We start from the raw sequence: 18,863 nt of genomic DNA on the forward strand, positions 1-18,863 counted from the left end.
TCAGGCCTGAAACGCCGCCCGATACGCCTTGGGCGTTGCGCCTGTGGCGGTTTTGAAGGTGTTGCTGAAATGGCTGGCGCTGGCGAAACCGCATTCCAGCGCGACTTCGCCGAAGGGCATCCGCGTCGAGCGCAAGAGATCCCGGGCGCGGTTCATGCGTCGGGCCAGCAGGTACTGGTGCGGCGGCAGGCCGAAGCTTTCGCGGAACATGCGCGCGAAGTGGTACTCGGACAGCGCGCACAGCCCGGCCAGTTGCCCCAGGCTCAAGGCCTCGGCCAGGTTCAGCTCGATGAACTCCACCAGTTGCCTGCGCAAGTGCGGCGCCAGGCCGCCCTTCAGACGCAGGCCCTCGCGCAGCCCGACCTGGCTGAGGATCATGTGATCGAGCAGTTCGTGGGCCAGGCTGCTGGTCTGCAAGCGCTCGCCCGGTTCGCTCCAGTTCATGCGGATCAGCCGGTGAAAACGCTCGGCCTGCAGCGGATCTTCAATGAAGGTGTTTTCCCGCAGCATCATTTCCCGCGGTTCGCGGTCGAGCAGGGTGACGCAGTTCAGGGCGAACTGTTCGGGGCTGATGTACAGGTGGGCCAGGCGGATGTCGCCGTTGACCACCCAGGACGACTGGTGGCCGGCGGGCAGCACGCAGAGTTTGTCCGGCGCGCCTTTCATGTGCGGCTGGTCGCGCCGATAAGTGCCGGTGCCGCCGGCGATGTAGCAGGACAGCGTGTGATGGCTGGGCGCGTGGTAGTCCTGGGCGTCATGCCGGTTGTTCCACAGCGCCGCGACCACACCATCGCCCAGCGCGGCACTCTGCTCCAGCTGCGCGTGGGGCGAGCTGTTCAGGGATTGGAAAACCTGGATGTGGTCCAGTGATGGCATGGAACGCTCTCAAGATCTCGCTGTTTGCGCTTCACGTAGCAGCACGGCTTGCCGGCGGGGCGGTGTGTCTGTGACGAATGTATTGCCTGACACACCGCTCCCGCCGGCAAGCCGTGCTGCTACGAAAGAGTCGTGCCTCGCATCCTACTCCGTAGCGCCCCCGCTGCCAGCCTGGCCGCGATCAAATGCGCAAGATTTTGCAAATCTGCATGCAGGGCGACCCTCAGACTGAAGCCTCACTGAGGAGCTGCGCCATGAACATCTCGTTGTATCTGCTGACCGTCCTGATCTGGGGCACGACCTGGATCGCCCTGAAACTGCAACTGGGCGAAGTGGCGATCCCGGTGTCGATCGTCTATCGCTTCGGCCTGGCGGCCCTGATCCTGTTCGCCATGCTGCTGATCGGCGGCAAGCTGCAGAAGGTCAACCGGCGCGGCCAGTTCATCTGCCTGGCCCAGGGATTGTGCCTGTTCTGCGTCAACTTCATGTGCTTCTACACCGCCAGCCGCTGGATTCCGAGCGGGCTGGTGGCGGTGGTGTTTTCCACGGCTACGCTGTGGAACGCGCTCAATGCGCGGATCTTCTTCAAGCAGAAGGTCGCGCGCAATGTGCTGACTGGTGGCGCTTTGGGGCTGCTGGGGCTGGGTTGCCTGTTCTGGCCCGAGTTGTCCGGCCACAGCGCCAGCCAGGAAACCTTCATCGGCCTGGGCCTGGCCTTGCTCGGCACTCTGTGTTTCTCGGCGGGCAACATGCTTTCCAGCCTGCAGCAGAAAGCCGGCCTGCGCCCGCTGACCACCAACGCCTACGGCATGCTCTACGGTGCGGCGATGCTCTGCGCGTATTGCCTGATCAGCGGCACGCCGTTCGCCTTCGAGTGGAATGCGCGCTACATCGGTTCGTTGTTGTATCTGGTGATTCCGGGATCGGTGATCGGCTTCACTGCCTACCTGACCCTGGTCGGCCGCATGGGCCCGGAGCGCGCGGCGTATTGCACGGTGCTGTTCCCGGTGGTGGCGCTGAACGTCTCGGCCTACGCCGAAGGCTACCAGTGGACCGGCCCGGCGTTGGTGGGGCTGGTGTTGGTGATGGTGGGCAACGTGTTGGTGTTCAGAAAGCCCAAGGCGGTGGTGCCGGTGGGTGGGAAGCTGGCCTGAGAAGTGAAATGAGGGCCATGTGGGAGCCGGCTTGCTGGCGAATGCGTTAGATCAGACACTGCATCATTGAATGACCGACCGCAATCGCCAGCAAGCCGGCTCCCACAGGTTCAGGCTCGGTGCCTTAACCCTTCCACACTTGCTGATTCACCAGGTCCTGCGGCTTCTCACCCAGCAGCGCAGCGCGCAGGTTGGTGTAAGCGCGGTCGGCCATGGCCTGGCGGGTTTCATGGGTGGCCGAGCCGATGTGCGGCAGGGTCACGGCGTTGTTGAGCTGGAACAGCGGCGATTCGGCCAGCGGCTCTTTCTCGTACACGTCCAGGCCGGCGCCGCGAATGGTGCCGTTCTGCAGGGCCTCGATCAGCGCCGCTTCGTCGACGATCGGACCACGCGCAATGTTCACCAGGATCGCGCTCTTCTTCATCAGCGCCAGTTCACGGGTGCTGATCAGGTGTTTGGTCTTTTCGCTCAGCGGCACTACCAGGCAGACGAAATCCGCTTCGGCCAGCAGTTCATCCAGGGTGCGGAATTGCGCGCCCAGTTCCTGCTCGACCGCGGTCTTGCGGCTGTTGCCGCTGTAGATGATCGGCATGTTGAAGCCCAGCCGCCCGCGCCGGGCCACGGCCGCGCCGATGTTGCCCATGCCGACGATACCCAGCGTCTTGCCGTAGACATCGGTGCCGAACTGCGGCGCTTCGATGCTGCGCTTCCAGTTGCCGGCCTTGGTGTAGGCATCCAGCTCGGCGACCCGGCGGGCGCTGCTCATGATCAGGGAAAAGCCCAGGTCGGCGGTGCTTTCGGTGAGCACGTCCGGGGTGTTGGTGAGCATGACGCCGCGTTCGGTGAGGTAGCTGACGTCGTAGTTGTCGTAGCCGACCGAGATGCTGGAGACCACTTCCAGTTGTTTTGCGCTTTCCAGCTGCTCGCGACCCAGTTTACGGCCCGCGCCAATCATGCCGTGGCTGTGCGGCAGGGCTTCGTTGAACTGCTCGTTCAGATCACCCTTTTTCGGGTCGGGGATGATCACGTTGAAGTCTTGCTGCAGGCGCTCGGCCATTTCCGGGGACACGCGGCTGAAGGCAAGGACGGTCTTTTTCATCGGATAGCTTCTCTCGGGCGGCTTGATAGAGCCTGTAGGAGCGAATTCATTCGCGATGACGTCGGCACACACAACATCATCGTTATCTGAAAAATCGTTTCGCGAATGAATTCGCTCCTACAGGGTGTGCGTTTGCAATGGCAATGGATTAAACCATCTCCGGCAACACGTGCGTCTGCAGATCCGCCTCGTGGGCCGCCATGATCTCCGGCAGCGAGCCGCGCAGGTATTCGACCCAGGTCTTGATCTTCGCATCCAGGTACTGGCGCGAGGGGTAGATGGCGTACAGGTTCAGCTCATGTGAGCGGTAGTGCGGCAGGACGCGCACCAGCGAGCCGTTGCGCAGGCCTTCGATGGCCGAGTAGATCGGCAGAATGCCGATGCCCATGCCGCTGCTGATCGCGGCCTTCATGGCGTCGGCCGAGTTCACCAGAAACGGCGAGCTGGCGATGGTCACGGTTTCCTGGCCTTCGGGGCCGTCGAACGCCCATTTTTCCAGCGGGAACACCGGGCTCACCAGGCGCAGGCAAGCGTGGTTGAGCAGATCCGCCGGTTTGTGCGCCATGCCGAACGCCTTGATGTAGGCGGGCGACGCGCAAACGATGCTGTAGGTGATGCCCAGGCGCTGGGACACGAAGCCCGAATCCGGCAACTCGCTGGCCAGCACGATGGACACGTCGTAGCCCTCTTCGAGCAGGTCCGGCACGCGGTTGGTCATGGTCAGGTCGAACGACACATCCGGGTGGTTGCGGCGATAGCGGGCGATGGCGTCGATCACGTAATGCTGGCCGACGCCGGTCATCGAGTGCACCTTCAACTGCCCGGCCGGACGCGCGTGGGCGTCGCTGGCTTCGGCTTCGGCCTCTTCCACATAGCCCAGGATCTGCTCGCAGCGCAGCAGATAACGCTTGCCGGCTTCGGTCAGGGCGATGCGTCGGGTCGTACGGTTGAGGAGGCGGGTTTGCAGGTGCGCTTCGAGATTGGAAACAGCACGCGAAACGTTGGCGGTGGTGGTGTCCAGTTGAGCCGCAGCAGCCGTGAAGCTGCCCGCCTGTGCCACGCAACTGAAAGCGCGCATGTTTTGCAGAGTGTCCATGGGCCGTTCTCTGGTGAGATAGCAAATTGTGACATGAAGTTACTGATCCATGTCAGCCATACCAAAGGATTATCTTCCGTTCGGTAACAAAGATTCACAGAAGTCCCGGCTTATCGCCGATTCAGACGCATCCTAGAATCGCGGCTCGATCCATTTCCTCTTCCATTCGGGTAATTGCAGCAGTGCCGCGTCGCATCGTCAGAGGGCTCAAGCCCCTCAGTGTCTGGGCTTTAACGTTACTCATCAGCGGCTGCATTGGAACAGGTGGAATCGCCCCTCAGGACCGCTCGTTGGCGCCAGACTCACTGGCCACCGACGACGCGATCAAAGAGGCCGCCAAGGATGCCCACTGGCCGGATGGCCAATGGTGGCGCGCCTATGGCGACGATCAGCTGAACCACTGGATCGACCTCGCGGCGCTGGGCAGCCCCAGCCTGGCCATGGCCGCCGCTCGCGTGCGCCAGGCCAAGGCCATGGCCGGCATTGCCGAGTCCGCCGAATCCCTGCACATCAATGGCGACAGCACGCTCAAGCGGCACAACTGGCCCACTGACCAGTTCTACGGCCCGGGCGAACTGTCCAACACCAGCACCTGGGACAATAACGCGTCCATTGGCCTGAGCTACTCGCTGGACCTGTGGGGCCGCGAAAGCAACAACACCGAGCAGGCGCTGGACCTGGCGCACATGAGCGCGGCCCAGGAGCGTCAGGCGCAGCTGGAATTGCAGGACAACATCGTCCGCGCCTACATCCAGCTGTCGCTCAACTATGCCCAGCGAGACATCGTGCAGGCGACCCTGGCGCAACAGCAGCAGATTCTGGAGTTGGCGCAACGTCGCCTGAAGGGCGGCATCGGCACCCATTTCGAAGTCAGCCAGGCCGAAACCCCGCTACCGGAAACCCATCGCCAGATCGACGCGCTGGACGAGGCCATTGCCTTGAGCCGCAACCAGATCGCCGCGCTGGCGGGCAAGGGGCCGGGCGAGGGCGCGTCGATCCAGCGTCCGAGCCTGTCGCTGAAAACCGCACTGAAACTGCCTTCGGCGCTGCCGGCGCAATTGCTCGGCCAACGTCCTGACGTGGTCGCCAGCCGTTGGCGCGTGGCTGCTCAGGCGCGGGGCATCGATGTCGCCCACGCCGGTTTCTACCCCAACGTCGATCTGATGGGCAGCCTGGGCTACATGGCCACCGGTGGCGGCATGCTGGAGTTTCTGACCGGCAAGAAATTCAACTACAGCGTGGGGCCGGCCATCAGCCTGCCGATCTTCGATGGCGGGCGTTTGCGTTCCGAACTGGGTGTGGCCTCGGCGGGTTATGACGCGGCAGTGGCCCAGTACAACGAGACGCTGGTGACGGCGCTCAAGAGCATTTCCGATCAGCTGATTCGTCGCGAGTCGATGAACAAGCAGCAGGTGTTCGCCGATGAATCGGTGGCTGCGGCGCAGAAAACCTATGACATCGCCATGGTCGCCTATCAGCGCGGCCTGACCGATTACCTCAATGTGCTGAATGCGCAGACGCTGCTGTTCCATCAGGAACAGGTGCAGCAACAGGTCCAGGCCGCGCGCCTGACCGTGCATGCCGAGCTGGTGGTGGCGCTGGGTGGCGGGTTGATGGCGGGCAATGATTCGCCAGCGCCAGACAAGACCGCAGCGCCGAAGACCCCGGCGGCGTTGAACATGTTTGGGCGGTGAGGCTGATGAACATGTGCTGCCGTACGGAGCCTTTTCGTGAGCAAGCTCACTCCCACAAAGTATGTGGAGAGCCGCAGATGCCGTGGGCCATGAGGAACCTTTGTGGGAGTGAGCTTGCTCACGAAGACGGCAGGGTGAGCAATGTAGGTTCTGGATCGAAATGAACCACGTTCTGCATTGGCTCAAATCCATCGAATGGCGCCGCGAGTTCAACGGCTGGGCGCGCAGCGACGGGGTGACCTGGGTCTACATCGCCAAGGTGCTGATGGCCGCATTCCTGACCTATTGGGTGGCGATGCGCCTGGAACTGCCGCAGCCGCGCACGGCGATGATCACGGTGTTCATCGTCATGCAGCCGCAAAGCGGCCATGTATTCGCCAAGAGCTTCTATCGCCTGCTCGGCACCCTGGCAGGTTCCGTGGTGATGGTCACGCTGATGGCCCTGTTCGCCCAGAACAGCGAGCTGTTTCTCGGTTGCATGGCGATCTGGGTCGGCTTCTGCTGCGCGGGCGCGGCGCGTTATCGCAACTTTCGCGCTTACGGTTTCGTGCTCGCCGGTTACACCGCGGCGATGACCGGCCTGCCTGCACTGGCTCACCCGGAAACGGCCTTTATGGCGGCCATGTGGCGGGTGTTGGAAATCTCCTTGGGGATTGTCTGCTCGACGCTGGTCACTGCCGCGATCTTGCCGCAGAGCTCGGGTGCGGCGATGCGCAATGCTTTGTATCAGCGCTTCGGCGTGTTCGCCCGCTTCGTGGTCAATGGCCTGCGCGGCGAGACCGACCCGGCCGCAGCCGAGGCCAGCAACGTGCGTTTCATCGCCGACGCCGTGGGCCTGGAAGGCCTGCGCGCGGTCACCGTTTTCGAAGACCCGCACATGCGCCGGCGCAATGGCCGTCTGAACCGCCTGAACAGCGAGTTCATGGCCATCACCACTCGCTTCAACGCCCTGCACCAGTTGCTTGAGCGCCTGCGTCGTCGTGGTTTGACGCCCGCCGTGCAGGCCATCGAGCCGGGGCTGGCGTCGCTTGCCGAGTTGCTCGAACACTTCGCCGGGCGGGCGCTGACCAACGCCGACGCCGCCTCACTCGCCGAGCGCTTGAGCGTCTACAAGGCCGAACTGCCGAGCCAGGTTCGCGCCCTGCGTGCCGAATTCGTCAAGACCGAGCCCGGGGACGACGAATTGCTGGATTTTCACACCGCCTTCGAGCTGCTTTATCGCTTCGTCGACGACCTGCACGATTACGCCCAGACCCACGCCTCGCTCGCCGATCACCGGCATGAGCGGGAAAAGTGGGTCGAGCCGTTCGTCAACACCACCAACTGGATGCTGTCGCTGGCTTCGGGCCTGCGCGCCACGGTGATTCTGGGGGTGATGTCGGCGTACTGGGTGGCCACCGCCTGGCCCAGCGGCGCGACCATGACGCTGGTGTCGGCGGCGACCATCGCCCTGTCCGCCACCACGCCCAACCCGCGGCGCATGGCTTTTCAGATGGGCTGCGGCACGGCGCTGGGCGCGGTGCTGGGCTTCTTCGAAACCTTCTTCGTGTTCCCGCATATCGACGGCTTCCCGCTGCTGTGCATGGTGCTGGCGCCGGTGTTCGCCTTCGGCGCGTTCCTGACCATGCGCCCGCAGTGGGTTGGCGTGGGGCTCGGGCTGCTGATCTTCTTCAGCATCGGCTCGGCCCCGGACAACCTGACGGTCTACAACCCCTACACCTTCATCAACGACTACATCGCCATGGTCATCGGCATGCTGCTGTGCGCGGCAGCGGGGGCGATCATCATGCCGCCCAACAGTCGCTGGTTCTGGCGACGGCTCGAAGGCGATCTGCGCCAGCAGGTGAGTTTTGCCATCAGCGCGCCGCTCAAGGGCATTCGCTCGAACTTCGAAAGCCGCACCCGCGACCTGATGCATCAGGCCTACGGCCTGGCCGCCGGCAAGCCCGAGGTGCAACGCAACCTGCTGCGCTGGATGTTCGTGGTGCAGGAAATCGGCCACGCGATCATCGAGCTGCGTCGCGAGCAGGAAGGTTTGCCTGTTCACCCGAGCTACGCCGAATCCCAGCCCTGGCGCCAGGCGATCCGCGCCATGGGCCGCTCGCTGGTGCGCCTGTTCATCGCACCTGATCGCCACAATCTGGCGCGCAGCCTGTACGCCGTGGACCACGCGATCATCTGCGTGCAGAACACCGACGAACCTTTCGCGCCGCACTTCGACACCTCGGCTTTGCGCCGGGTCAAGAGCTACCTGCACTTCATCCGCACCTGCCTGCTGGACCCGCAATCGCCACTGGCTGCCCACGCGCCGGCGCAAGCCGCGCAGGCGCCGCAAGGACTTTCCCATGCCTCGTGAAATCGCCTTCCACGGCGTTTACATGCCCACCGTCACCGTGATGTTTCTGGTGGCCATGGTGCTCGCCTGGGCCCTGGACCGCTTCATGTCCGGGCTCGACCTGTACCGTTTTTTCTGGCATCCGGCGCTGCTGCGCCTGAGCCTGTTCAGCTGCATTTTCGGCGCGATGGCGCTCACTGTTTACCGTTGAGGTGCATGGTTCAAAGATGAAAAAGCTTTTTAGCCTGATCGCCACGCTGTTGATTCTGGCCCTGGCCATCTGGATCGGCCGGCTGCTGTGGATTCACTACATGGACACGCCCTGGACCCGCGACGGCCGGGTGCGCGCCGACGTGATCAACGTCGCCGCCGATGTCAGCGGCGTGGTGGTCGACGTGCCGGTCAAGGACAACCAGCCGGTGAAGAAGGGCGATTTGCTGATGCAGATCGACCCCGAGCATTACCAACTGGCGGTCAAGCAGGCCGAAGCGATGGTCGCCTCACGCAAGGCCACCTGGGAGATGCGCAAGGTCAACGCGGCACGGCGCAAGGACATGGACGCGCTGGTGATCTCCGCCGAAAACCGCGAGGACGCCTCCAACGTCGCCAACTCCGCCCAGGCCGATTACCAGTTGGCCGTGGCGCAACTGGAAGCCGCGCAATTGAACTTGCAACGCACCAAGGTGCTGGCTGCGGTCGACGGCTACGTCACCAACCTCAATGTGCATCGCGGCGACTACGCGCGCATCGGCGAAGCGAAGATGGCCGTGGTCGACAAGAATTCGTTCTGGGTTTACGGCTTCTTCGAAGAAACCAAGCTGCCCCACGTCAAGGTGGGTGATCCGGCCGACATGCAACTGATGAGCGGCGAAGTGATGAAAGGCCACGTCGAAAGTATCGCCCGCGCGATCTACGACCGCGACAACCCGGAAAGCCGCGAGCTGATCGCCGACGTGAACCCGACCTTCAACTGGGTGCGCCTGGCCCAGCGCGTGCCGGTACGCATCCATCTGGATAACGTACCGGACAGCGTGGTACTGGCGGCGGGGATTACCTGTACGGTGATCGTCAACCCCGCAGCCTCGGAATGAGGCAGCGTTGACATTCGCTTCAAGCTTCAGCGAAGGCTACGAGCGAACTATCGGGTTGATCGAGCCATGATTCACGCGATCGTAGATGTCTTCGGCGGAGGCGGCAGAGATCTGGTCTGTCGCCGCATTGACGATAGGCGTCAGGATGGCTTCGTTCAGCTTTTCCACCGCCATGTTCATGAGTCGCTCAGCGTCTTCCGGGTCGTCTGTCTCTATTGATCGCAGGGCTGTGATCAATCCCGCACCGGCGCTGGCAACAAACGCAGAAATGGCAAAGCCCACAGGGAACAATGGCAGCAGAAGAGTACTAAGGCCTGCAATCAGTAGCGCAAACTTCGTAAACACGCTCATCAGGTAGTCGTCAAAACGTTCAGAGTCGGTACTGACAAGCAAGTCCATATCACCTTTGATAAGGTTTAAATGAATGTCGTGCAGGCTCCCAAAGATATCGTCGGTTTCCTCAAACTGAAGGGGGGACGCCACGCCACCTACGGGATGTCGATAATACGTCAGTGCGGTGTTTGCAGGGATTTTGGCGCGGTACACAGGAATCCGGCTAAAAATGTTTCTCCTTAAATAGTCACTTCCTTCAATCAGGCGTCGGCGTTCTGCCCCTTCAGGTGGGAGCGCGATGCTGGAGAAAGATTTCGGCTCATCCAGGAAAATCAGAATGCCACCTTGTTGTTTCTCATTGTCGTCGCAGATGTAGACGGCGTTGGCGACTTTTGTCCGTCCATGGCTGGTTTTGAATAAAACGGTTTTATGCGTCCCGCGCCCTTCCAGATAAGACTGCCCTATTTTTCTGTAAGGGTCGTGCTGAGTCGTTCGAAGGATGAAGAGTTTTATCCGTTCGGTCAGCTCGTGTTTGAGAATGATCTTTCGCGCGAACCTGACCTCCGGGCCATTCAGTTTGAGTTCTACTTCACTCGAATATGCCTGCTCCAGATTGGCGCTCTGGAACTCTGAGATGAGCTCGGCAGGGAAATCGGATGGCCATTTTACTGAGTGTTTTTTTTCAGATGAAAGTTTTCGGCGGTAGGTGTCGGTAACGATTTCTCGGAGTCGAAAGTCTCTAATTTGCACCCCGTCGGGGTGCTTCGCTTCCGTTCGAATCCACGAGTTTGCGCTAACACTGCTTTTGAATTCCTGGGAGCCAGTGCTGAGCCGAATCCTGGTGTTTATCCAGTGGTCAATGTAGTGTGGCGCGCTGAACAGGTTGATGCGCTGGATTTTCTCAAGCAACGAAATAATATCTTTTGTGACGCGTTGAATGCCTGATTCGGTCAGGTCATATATAACATCGCCAGAAGGATTGTCAGCGCCCTGCGGTACGAGCCTGAGGTCATCTGCGTCGAAGTATTCGAGTGGCGGGAGATGTTGCAGTAGTTGATTCATGATGTCTTCCTTGACTGTTAACGCCCTCGCGCTGAGAGCTGCAGGAAGTATCTGTCACTTTTAAATTTAACTCTGTAGTCTTTTTCCTTCGATGTCGTACGATCAAGCAGCGGATGCTAGAGGGCTGGATTGTTGATATATGCAGGCTTTTCGGATCAGAGTGTACGGTTCAGTTTGAACCGTTTTCTCAAAATCCCTTCCAGCAGCGCCTTGGGCAGCAGCCGCGCCATCAGCGGCAGCGCGGTGCTGCCGTTGCCCGAGCGCAGCAGGCGCGGTGGGTTTGGTCGTTGCACGGCATTGAGCACGTCACGGGCAAAGTCGCTGGCCGGGGTCGGGTTGGTTTGCGAGGCGTTGGCCCGTGCGCGAATACCCTCCCTCAACGGCCACCACGCTGAACCTTCATGGATGACCTGCTCGGCTTCAGCGCTGGCGTTTTTCGCGAACTGCGTGTCGATGGCGCCGGGCTGGACTTCCATCACCCGCATGCCGAAGGGCGCCAGTTCCATGCGCAGTGCGTCGCTCAACGAACTCACAGCCGCCTTGGACGCGCAATAAGCCCCGCCAAACGGCGTCGTCAGCACCCCGGAAACACTGCCGATATTGACCACCAGGCCCTTGTTGCGCCGCAGCAGGGGGAACAGCGCACGGGTGACGCCGACGATGGAAAACACGTTGGTTTCGAACTGCCGACGCATCGCCTCGACACCGCCGTCCAGCAACGGGCCGATGCCGCCGAAGCCTGCGTTGTTGATCAGTACATCCAGGCCTTTGCCCTGTGCTTCGAGTTGGGCAGCCAGTCGATCGAGGGCCGCGCTGTCATTGACGTCCACCTCCACGGCAATGAATCCCGCCGCTGCCAGCGCCTGCACATCGGCCGCCTTGCGGGCAGTGGCCCAGACCTCATGCCCGGCGGTCCTGAAGGCATCGGCCATGGCGCGGCCAATGCCGCTGGAGCAACCGGTAATCAACACGACGGACATAGGTTTCATTCCTTGAAAGAGAAAGGATCAGCCAGAGAATGTGCCTTGCAGACGCTCGGCGCGAAATTCGAGCGTTGGCGCGCGATAGCCGTTACGCAGCGGCGGCAGCGGCAAACAGTCCTGCCACTGGCTGCCGGGCAGCAACTCGCCCGGGCCCCGGTAGCGCGGGGCGGTGTAGGTGTCGTCGGCCAGATTCACGGTGTCGCCCGGCGCATAGGCGGCCACCTTCCAGCGCAGTTCCTGTAGCGGCACATCGTTGCCGTTGTCGATCAGCACCAGCAGCGGACGGCCCACCGGGCATTGCTGCGGCGCGTAGTTCAGGCGCAACTGCAGACGCTCCAGCCGCTGGGCATCGCGCTTGTCTTGCCAGACCACGATCCCCGCGACCACCGCCAAACCCACCGCCGCCGCCAGGGAAACCGGCAGGGCCTTGGAGGGGTAGCGCAGCAGAAGCACCAGCCAGGTGAGGATCAGTACGGCGCCGATGATCATGGTCAGGTCTCGCGAAGGCAGATAGTGGCATCGTACCGAAAGGGGAGAGATAGACCAATTGGCGATTCGGTCGTGTCCCGGACTGACGGTCAGGTACGACGCTGACTGGCGACTAACCTTCAAGGACATGCAGCAATGGATTGCGCCGGTGATGACCTTGCATAGCCACACTCCCGTTCTTTCTGTGACGGACCCACGCGGTTTGCCGGTGCGGTCCGTGGCGTTTTATCGGGTTCAGGCTGACCAGGCCCTTGCCGAGCGAGTGGACCGTTCGACCTACGATGTCGCCACCCGGCGAGTCGCTCGATGGGATCCCAGGTTATGGGCTGGCGCGAATCAGGCTGGCGCACCGAGCAATGCGCGCTCGATTCATTCCTTGAGCGGGCAGGAATTGTTCAGCGACAGCTCCGATGCAGGCTGGCGTGCGCAGCTGCTTGCCGAATCTGGCGAATGTGATTGCCGCTGGGACGCCAAAGGTCAGGGGCAACGTTTTCAATACGATGATTCGCGACGTCTGCTGGCGGTGTTCGAAAGCAACGGCGTGAACGAGATCTGTGCCGAGCGTCTGAGCTACGGCGATTCGACAACTGTGTCGGGCAACCAGTGTGGGCGATTGATTCGGCACGACGACCCGGCAGGTTCGTTACTCAATGTGCACTTTGGTCTGAGTGGAGAAGTGGTTTGCCAATCACGCCGACTGCTGGGCGACCTGGAAATTCCTGACTGGCCTGTTGCCCTGAATGAGCGCGATGCCTTGCTGGAGCCGGGTGAAGGTGCCGTGAGCCGCTGGCGGTTCGGGCCGCTGGGCGATGTGCTTGAACAGACGGACGCTGTAGGCAATGTTCAGTTCTTCACTCAAACCCTATATGGGCAACTTGAACGAACGGTATTGCGTTTGAATGGGAGGTCGGCGCAAACACTGGTCAGCGATATCCGCTACGACGCGCAACAGCGAATTGAATCGGAAACCTTGGGTAATGGCGTCATCACCGCGCTGGATTACGATCCCATCGATGGTCGGTTAATCCAGCTTCGCGCTGACCATGGCCGACTACAGAACCTGCATTACGCCTACGATCCGGTGGGCAATGTTGTGAGTATCGAAGATACCGCGCAACCGAGTCGGTTCTTTTCCAATCAACAGATCGAGCCATTGCGCACGTTCGGCTATGACACCTTGTATCAACTGATCGAAGCCACCGGGTTTGAAGCAGCGGCTAACAACCAGGGGCCTTCCGGTGTTTCATCGTTTGCCACGGCCAATGAACTGAGTAATTACACCGAGCGTTATGAATACGATGCCGCAGGCAACCTGCAAAAACTCGTTCATGGCGGTGCGCAAAACCACACCCATCTATTTGCAACGTCCCGCCACAGCAATCGCACGTTGATTCAAACCGGCGCACATCCCCCCACTGAACAACAGATCGCGGCCGGATTCGATGCGAACGGTAACTTGCGCGAGTTGGCGCCAGGACAAGGGTTGAGCTGGGATCAGCGCAATCAGCTGAGTGAAGTCACACCAGTGGTTCGGGACTTGGCGGACAACGACCGAGAAATCTACCGATACGACGCTGCCGGAATGCGCGTGCGCAAAGTTCGCACTGCGGCAGCCAAAGCAGCGACACATATCAATGAAGCGCGTTATTTGCCGGGTCTTGAATTTCGTACTGACAGTGCTACCGGCCAAACGCTGCATGTCGTTGTCGCCAAGGCCGGTCGCAGCGAAGTGCGCGTATTGCATTGGCAAGCGGGACGTCCGAGTGAGATCGAGAATGATCAGATCCGCTACAGCTTCACCGATCATCTGGGTTCGACCGCGCTTGAGTTGGACCAGCATGCACAGTTGATCAGCCAGGAGGTGTATTACCCCTATGGTGAAACGGCGTGGTTCGCGGCGCGCAGTGAAGTCGAGGCGAGATACAAGACGGTGCGTTATTCAGGCAAGGAGCGGGATGCGACGGGGCTTTATTACTATGGGTTGAGGTATTACGCGCCGTGGTTGATGCGGTGGATTAATCCAGATTTGCTGGGCGAGTACGGCGGGTTGAATATGTTTGGCTTCCTATTGAACTGCCCGTTGCGATACATAGACCACCTCGGAAGTATTCCCTACGACCAATACGAGGAAGGGTTTATAAGCGATGGTGGATCGATTTTGCATAGCGGAATTAAGTTGTTTCCTGTTGGATTCCGAAAAAAGCTGGAGTCGGGAATTGATTTGGCTGATGACATGTTGACGCTACTGGTGGATGAGCTTTCAAGTGAGACTTTTGGCCCGGAAGTGACGGCGGCGCTCTCAATGGTATTTGGTGATGATGTGGTTTCAAACGCAGAGCAGCTTCAAGATATGAAACCTGCTCTTATAGACCGTTTTTCGAAGATCAAGGTGTTTGTGAAAAGTTTGAAAGCTGAGGAGGGGTGGAGGTTGAGTCTGGTCAAGTTCCCGGATGCCAGCAGCGCTGCAGTATCTCTACCCTCGAAAATAAAGCCGAACGAAGACTTTAGCAGGATACTGTTGGCAGAAGCAGATGTTGAGAAGTTTAGCGCTGAATTTACTGCCTCCACACTGATACATGAGAGTTCGCATGTGCTGTTTTCGACGTCAGATTTAATGTATCTCGGCGAGGGGGCGACCCGGCATGAAAGCTCGTCAGAACGTCGGCAACAAGAGATTTCCAGCCTGATCGAATGTTCGGCCATCTTTCTCTCGGAAGGCCCTGACGAAAAAGAAATGGGGACTTTCGCCAGGAGCCGCTATATCTCTCAAATGCAGAGATTTCGCGGAGGCGCGGGCGAGACTGAACTGGAAGTCGCGAGAAGAAAAGCGATCTGGAAAAGTAATCCAGTGGCCAGGGCGATAAATGTTTTTAACAATGCAGATTCTTTGGCGGCACTCGCGACCCGTTTATATTATTCCTGATGGATAAAGTTGCCGTTAGTGTAACGGTTGCGTGAAATTCAGACAGCGGATTCTGATCGATTGAGCATTCATGATGATCCGCATTGACGCTGCAATGTAGAGCCCCCCACCCACCCCCAGCGGATGGGGATTCGCAGAAGGCGGGCAGGGGCTCTACAACTCGTTGTTACAAACCCATCAACGCGCGATGGTCTGGGTTCTCACGCCTGCTTCGATACCCGGCGTCGAACGACCATAGACGTCTTCGAAGCGCTCGATGTCGTCTTCGCCCAGGTAGCTGCCGGACTGCACTTCGATGATTTCCAGCGGGATCTTGCCCGGGTTGCGCAGGCGGTGGACCGAGGCGATCGGGATGTAGGTCGACTGGTTTTCGGTGAGCAGGAACACGTTCTCGTCGCAGGTGACCTGCGCGGTGCCGGAGACCACGATCCAGTGCTCGGCGCGGTGGTGGTGCATCTGCAGCGACAGGCTGGCGCCGGGCTTGACCGAGATGCGCTTGACCTGGAAGCGGCCGCCCATGTCTACGGAGTCGTACGAGCCCCACGGGCGGTAGACTTCCAGGTGGTTCTGGGTTTCGCTGCGACCCTGCTCGTTGAGGGTGTTGACCAGTTGCTTGACGCCCTGAACCTTGTCCTTGTGGGCGATCATCATGGCGTCCTTGGTTTCGACCACGACGATGTCGTCCAGGCCGATCACGGTGACCAGTTTGCCGTTGCCCTGAATCATGCAGTTGCGGCTGTCCTGGACCACCACGTCGCCTTTGGTGACGTTGCCGTTGTCGTCCTTGTCGTGCACTTGCCACAGCGACGACCAGCAGCCGACATCGCTCCAGCCGGCGTCGAGCGGCACCACGCAGGCGCGCTGGGTCTTTTCCATGACCGCGTAGTCGATGGAGTTGTCCGGGCAGCAGGCGAAGCTGGCCTGATCCAGTTCGATGTTGTCGCCGTCGTGCTTGCTGCGCTCAAGGGTCAGCAGGCAGTTGTCGTAGATGTCCGGGTCGTGCTTTTTCAGCTCTTCGAGATAGCGGCTGGCGCGGAACAGGAACATGCCGCTGTTCCAGTAGTAGCCACCGGCGTCGACGAATTCGCGGGCGCGTTGCTCGTCGGGTTTCTCGACGAACTGGGCGACGCGGCTGACGCCTTCGGGCAGCAGCGCATCGGCGGTGGACTTGATGTAGCCGTAGCCGGTTTCAGGCTTGGTGGCCGGGATGCCGAACAGCACCATTTCGCCGCGCTCGGCAGCGACGGTGGCCAGGGCCAGTGCGCGTTGCAGGGCTTTCTGGTCGTCGATGACGTGGTCGGCCGGCAGCACCAGCATCAGCTCGTCACGGCCTTCGTTGGCCAGCATCATGGCGGTGATCGCCACGGCGGGCGCAGTATTGCGGCCGAACGGCTCCATGATGATGCCCTGGGTATCAAGGCCCAGACCGTCGAGCTGCTCGCCGACGATGAAGCGGTGTTCCTTGTTGCACACCACCACCGGGTGTTGCATGCCTTCGAATTGCAGACGCTCGAGGGTCTGCTGGAACAGGGTGTGTTCGCCGGTCAGCGCCAGGAACTGTTTCGGAAACTGTTTGCGCGAAAGAGGCCAGAGTCGGGAACCGCTGCCACCTGACAAGATCACTGGAATCATTTTGTTTCTCCAAAATTTCGATAGCGTTTGTTTTGGGCTATACGTCGGTTGTTTTCTGTCGTTCGTCTTTCTTGTGGTGACTCACCCTGTGGGAGTGAGCTTGCTCACGAAGAGGTCGGCACATCCGGAACATCGCTTGCGCCTGACCCTGCGCATTCGCGAGCAAGCTCGCTCCCACAGGGGTAATGCGTGATGCGTTTATTGGGTCGACGTCGGGCGCTTGACCCACACGGGCGACAGGTTGCTGCCGCTGCCGGTGACGTACAGCACTGCGGCCTCACCGCGCTCCAGTGCTACCGGTTTCAGGTCGCTGACTTTCTTGTCGCCGTCGAACAGCGCGAAGCTGACTTTCACCGGGTTGATTTCGCGCTCGCCGGTGCCCTTGGCCTTGACCGAATCGACCACGGCGGTCTTGCCGTCGGCGGTCTTCAGGGTCAGTGGCTTGTCGCTCAGGTTCTGCACGCGCACCAGGGACTTCTGCTTGTTCTTGAACGGTGGCTCTTCCACCAGTTGCGGGGCGCCCGAGGTGTTGTTGACGATGGTGTAGTAGTGGTCGCTCGCCAGTTTCACCGGCAGGGTGTTGTTGCCGATCTTGGCGCTGTAGTCGCCTTGGGGCATGAAGCTGAAATCGCTGCTGGCCAGCGGGCCGACTTCGTTGAGGCTGGTGTTGCCGACGCTTGCGCTGATTTCCGCGTTGCTGGCGTTGTAGACGCGCACGAAGGTCGAGCCTTTTGGCGCGGTCGGGCCGTACAGGGCGGCGTCGCCACCGGCGAAGGCCGAGAGGGAAACGAAGCCGAGGCTCGCGGCCAGCACGCAGGTTTTCAGCAGGCCGGATTTGGTCGAACGAACAGGCATGTGAGTGGTGGTCTGCATAGTCATGTCGAGGAGTCCTCTCTTTAGTTTTGCGCCCGGTCGGGCGACTCAGCATTGATGTTGGAATTGGAGCTGTTGGCGTTTTGCGCCACGTTCTGTTGCGGATCACGAGCCTTCTTGAGTTCGGCGATCCACTGCGGATCGAACTCGGTCAGGTCGTTGTGAGCGGGCAGGTAGCGCTCCGGGAATTCCCAGATCAGCACCTGCGGCGGGCTGCTCTTGAAGGCGTCGGTCTGCAGGTACTTGAGCATCGGCAGGATCGGGCCATGGCCGTCTTCGGCGTAATTCACCACGTCGCTGTGCAGCGCCTGTTTCAGGGCGCCGGCGAAGTTCCAGTTGGGGTTGGCGCTGTAGCTGGTGCCGACCAGGCCGACCGCCACCGAGTTGTCGGCGAACAGCGCGTCGTCGCTTTCACCCGCCGCTTGCGCCGGGTTGGTGCTGCGCTGCTGCAGGTCATCCGGCTTGGGCAGCAGGTTGCTGAACAGCGGGTCGAGCGGCAGGAAGTTGGTCAGGTCGCCCTTGTACGGCGCGCTGGCCTTGGCTTCGGTGACGAAGGTCTGCGGCTCGCCGCTCAGCGGGGTCTCTTTAGAGATCGCTTCGCCCAGTTGCTGCGCGACCACTTCGGCGCCCATCGGCGTCCAGTGGGTGTCGGTGCGCAGGAACACCTGGCCCTTGTCCTTGGCGCTTTGCAGCGGCGCCAGCAAGTCAGGGGCGAAGATCCCGGCCTGGTTCACCTGGGCGTGGAACTGCTGGTACAGATCGGTGTGCAGCGCCGAAGGCTTGGTGTCGCCGACGTGTTCCGGATACAGGCGGGTCTTGGCCGGAACGATGGCCAGCACCAGCTGTGTGCCGTGGGCTTTGAGGGTGTCGCGCACGCCCTGGATGATCGCCAGGTTGTCCGCTTCGTTCTGCTCGCCGTTGGCCACCGCGTCGAATTCTTCGTCGGTGTACAGCCACTGGTCCTTGCCCAGGATCACGCCCGGACGGCCTTCGTTGAACACCTTGTAATCCAGTGCGGCCCAGAGGTTGGTGCCCAGGCGCTTGATCGGAAACTCGTCGTCGTAGTGGGTTTCCACCGCCTTGGTCCAATGGCCGTTGAGCACGGTGGTTTCCTTGGACGTCGAGAAACCGATGAAGCTGCGCAGCGACCACAGCCCCAGCGCCAGCAGGATGGCCAGGAACAGGAAGATGTAGAGCACGCGTAAGGAACGGGTCATGTCAGG

The 18,863-nt window shown here is 60.7% G+C and carries 15 protein-coding genes; 6 read left to right on the forward strand and 9 right to left on the reverse strand.

Annotation, left to right across the window (positions count from 1 at the left end):
* Positions 1-876, reverse strand: coding sequence for a helix-turn-helix domain-containing protein (locus AC1MEK_RS20140; protein WP_480398024.1), 876 nt, complete (start codon positions 874-876; stop codon positions 1-3).
* A gap of 254 nt (positions 877-1,130) precedes the next feature.
* Between AC1MEK_RS20140 and AC1MEK_RS20145 the strand changes: the two genes are divergently transcribed.
* Positions 1,131-2,030, forward strand: a complete 900-nt coding sequence (locus AC1MEK_RS20145) for a DMT family transporter (RefSeq protein ID WP_480398025.1) — start codon at positions 1,131-1,133, stop codon at positions 2,028-2,030.
* Positions 2,031-2,154: 124 nt separating this feature from the next.
* Here AC1MEK_RS20145 and AC1MEK_RS20150 read toward each other — a convergent pair whose 3' ends face one another.
* Positions 2,155-3,129, reverse strand: a complete 975-nt coding sequence (locus tag AC1MEK_RS20150; protein WP_480398026.1) for a 2-hydroxyacid dehydrogenase — start codon at positions 3,127-3,129, stop codon at positions 2,155-2,157.
* A gap of 148 nt (positions 3,130-3,277) precedes the next feature.
* Positions 3,278-4,225, reverse strand: coding sequence for a LysR family transcriptional regulator (locus AC1MEK_RS20155; protein ID WP_274135463.1), 948 nt, complete (start codon positions 4,223-4,225; stop codon positions 3,278-3,280).
* A 182-nt stretch (positions 4,226-4,407) separates the two neighbouring features.
* Between AC1MEK_RS20155 and AC1MEK_RS20160 the strand changes: the two genes are divergently transcribed.
* The 4 genes from AC1MEK_RS20160 (at position 4,408) to AC1MEK_RS20175 (ending at position 9,345) form a co-directional block, all read left to right on the forward strand.
* A complete protein-coding gene (locus AC1MEK_RS20160) occupies positions 4,408-5,919 on the forward strand; it encodes an efflux transporter outer membrane subunit (RefSeq protein ID WP_480398027.1) in 1,512 nt (503 codons plus the stop codon).
* Between the two features lie 160 nt (positions 5,920-6,079).
* On the forward strand, positions 6,080-8,275 hold the full coding sequence (locus AC1MEK_RS20165; protein ID WP_480398028.1) for an FUSC family protein: 2,196 nt from the start codon (positions 6,080-6,082) through the stop codon (positions 8,273-8,275).
* Positions 8,265-8,465 (forward strand): DUF1656 domain-containing protein, encoded by a 201-nt coding sequence (locus AC1MEK_RS20170; protein ID WP_480398029.1) that lies wholly within the window; start codon positions 8,265-8,267, stop codon positions 8,463-8,465. Before AC1MEK_RS20165 ends, AC1MEK_RS20170 begins: the two co-directional genes overlap by 11 nt.
* Positions 8,466-8,481: 16 nt before the next feature.
* The gene (locus tag AC1MEK_RS20175; RefSeq protein WP_480398030.1) at positions 8,482-9,345 is read left to right on the forward strand and encodes an efflux RND transporter periplasmic adaptor subunit; all 864 of its coding nucleotides are present in this window, start codon (positions 8,482-8,484) and stop codon (positions 9,343-9,345) included.
* A gap of 36 nt (positions 9,346-9,381) precedes the next feature.
* Here AC1MEK_RS20175 and AC1MEK_RS20180 read toward each other — a convergent pair whose 3' ends face one another.
* The 3 genes from AC1MEK_RS20180 to AC1MEK_RS20190 form a co-directional block, all read right to left on the reverse strand.
* On the reverse strand, positions 9,382-10,740 hold the full coding sequence (locus AC1MEK_RS20180) for a hypothetical protein (protein WP_480398031.1): 1,359 nt from the start codon (positions 10,738-10,740) through the stop codon (positions 9,382-9,384).
* Positions 10,741-10,895: 155 nt separating this feature from the next.
* Positions 10,896-11,720, reverse strand: a complete 825-nt coding sequence (locus tag AC1MEK_RS20185; protein WP_480398032.1) for an SDR family oxidoreductase — start codon at positions 11,718-11,720, stop codon at positions 10,896-10,898.
* Between the two features lie 27 nt (positions 11,721-11,747).
* Entirely contained in the window at positions 11,748-12,212 is a 465-nt protein-coding gene (locus tag AC1MEK_RS20190; protein ID WP_480398033.1) for a multidrug transporter, read from the reverse strand.
* Positions 12,213-12,339: 127 nt separating this feature from the next.
* Between AC1MEK_RS20190 and AC1MEK_RS20195 the strand changes: the two genes are divergently transcribed.
* A complete protein-coding gene (locus tag AC1MEK_RS20195; protein WP_480398034.1) occupies positions 12,340-15,135 on the forward strand; it encodes an RHS repeat-associated core domain-containing protein in 2,796 nt (931 codons plus the stop codon).
* A gap of 177 nt (positions 15,136-15,312) precedes the next feature.
* On the opposite strand, the gene AC1MEK_RS20200 is transcribed toward AC1MEK_RS20195, so the two are convergent.
* The 3 genes from AC1MEK_RS20200 to AC1MEK_RS20210 form a co-directional block, all read right to left on the reverse strand.
* Entirely contained in the window at positions 15,313-16,767 is a 1,455-nt protein-coding gene (locus AC1MEK_RS20200) for a mannose-1-phosphate guanylyltransferase/mannose-6-phosphate isomerase (RefSeq protein WP_480398035.1), read from the reverse strand.
* Positions 16,768-16,965: 198 nt separating this feature from the next.
* On the reverse strand, positions 16,966-17,646 hold the full coding sequence (locus AC1MEK_RS20205; protein WP_480398036.1) for an alginate O-acetyltransferase AlgF: 681 nt from the start codon (positions 17,644-17,646) through the stop codon (positions 16,966-16,968).
* A 17-nt stretch (positions 17,647-17,663) separates the two neighbouring features.
* A complete protein-coding gene (locus tag AC1MEK_RS20210) occupies positions 17,664-18,857 on the reverse strand; it encodes an alginate O-acetyltransferase (protein ID WP_480398037.1) in 1,194 nt (397 codons plus the stop codon).
* Between the last annotated feature and the right edge of the window lie 6 nt (positions 18,858-18,863).

This window comes from Pseudomonas sp. 2 (assembly GCF_056627435.1).

What these genes read in the sequence shown, in the direction of transcription:
- AC1MEK_RS20190 (WP_480398033.1), bottom strand. Translation starts at nt 12,212, where the DNA reads ATGATCATCGGCGCCGTACTGATCCTCACCTGGCTGGTGCTTCTGCTG.
- AC1MEK_RS20145 (WP_480398025.1), top strand. Translation starts at nt 1,131, where the DNA reads ATGAACATCTCGTTGTATCTGCTGACCGTCCTGATCTGGGGCACGACC.
- AC1MEK_RS20170 (WP_480398029.1), top strand. Translation starts at nt 8,265, where the DNA reads ATGCCTCGTGAAATCGCCTTCCACGGCGTTTACATGCCCACCGTCACC.
- AC1MEK_RS20210 (WP_480398037.1), bottom strand. Translation starts at nt 18,857, where the DNA reads ATGACCCGTTCCTTACGCGTGCTCTACATCTTCCTGTTCCTGGCCATC.
- AC1MEK_RS20140 (WP_480398024.1), bottom strand. Translation starts at nt 876, where the DNA reads ATGCCATCACTGGACCACATCCAGGTTTTCCAATCCCTGAACAGCTCG.
- AC1MEK_RS20150 (WP_480398026.1), bottom strand. Translation starts at nt 3,129, where the DNA reads ATGAAAAAGACCGTCCTTGCCTTCAGCCGCGTGTCCCCGGAAATGGCC.
- AC1MEK_RS20175 (WP_480398030.1), top strand. Translation starts at nt 8,482, where the DNA reads ATGAAAAAGCTTTTTAGCCTGATCGCCACGCTGTTGATTCTGGCCCTG.
- AC1MEK_RS20165 (WP_480398028.1), top strand. Translation starts at nt 6,080, where the DNA reads ATGAACCACGTTCTGCATTGGCTCAAATCCATCGAATGGCGCCGCGAG.
- AC1MEK_RS20200 (WP_480398035.1), bottom strand. Translation starts at nt 16,767, where the DNA reads ATGATTCCAGTGATCTTGTCAGGTGGCAGCGGTTCCCGACTCTGGCCT.
- AC1MEK_RS20180 (WP_480398031.1), bottom strand. Translation starts at nt 10,740, where the DNA reads ATGAATCAACTACTGCAACATCTCCCGCCACTCGAATACTTCGACGCA.
- AC1MEK_RS20195 (WP_480398034.1), top strand. Translation starts at nt 12,340, where the DNA reads ATGCAGCAATGGATTGCGCCGGTGATGACCTTGCATAGCCACACTCCC.
- AC1MEK_RS20155 (WP_274135463.1), bottom strand. Translation starts at nt 4,225, where the DNA reads ATGGACACTCTGCAAAACATGCGCGCTTTCAGTTGCGTGGCACAGGCG.
- AC1MEK_RS20205 (WP_480398036.1), bottom strand. Translation starts at nt 17,646, where the DNA reads ATGACTATGCAGACCACCACTCACATGCCTGTTCGTTCGACCAAATCC.
- AC1MEK_RS20185 (WP_480398032.1), bottom strand. Translation starts at nt 11,720, where the DNA reads ATGTCCGTCGTGTTGATTACCGGTTGCTCCAGCGGCATTGGCCGCGCC.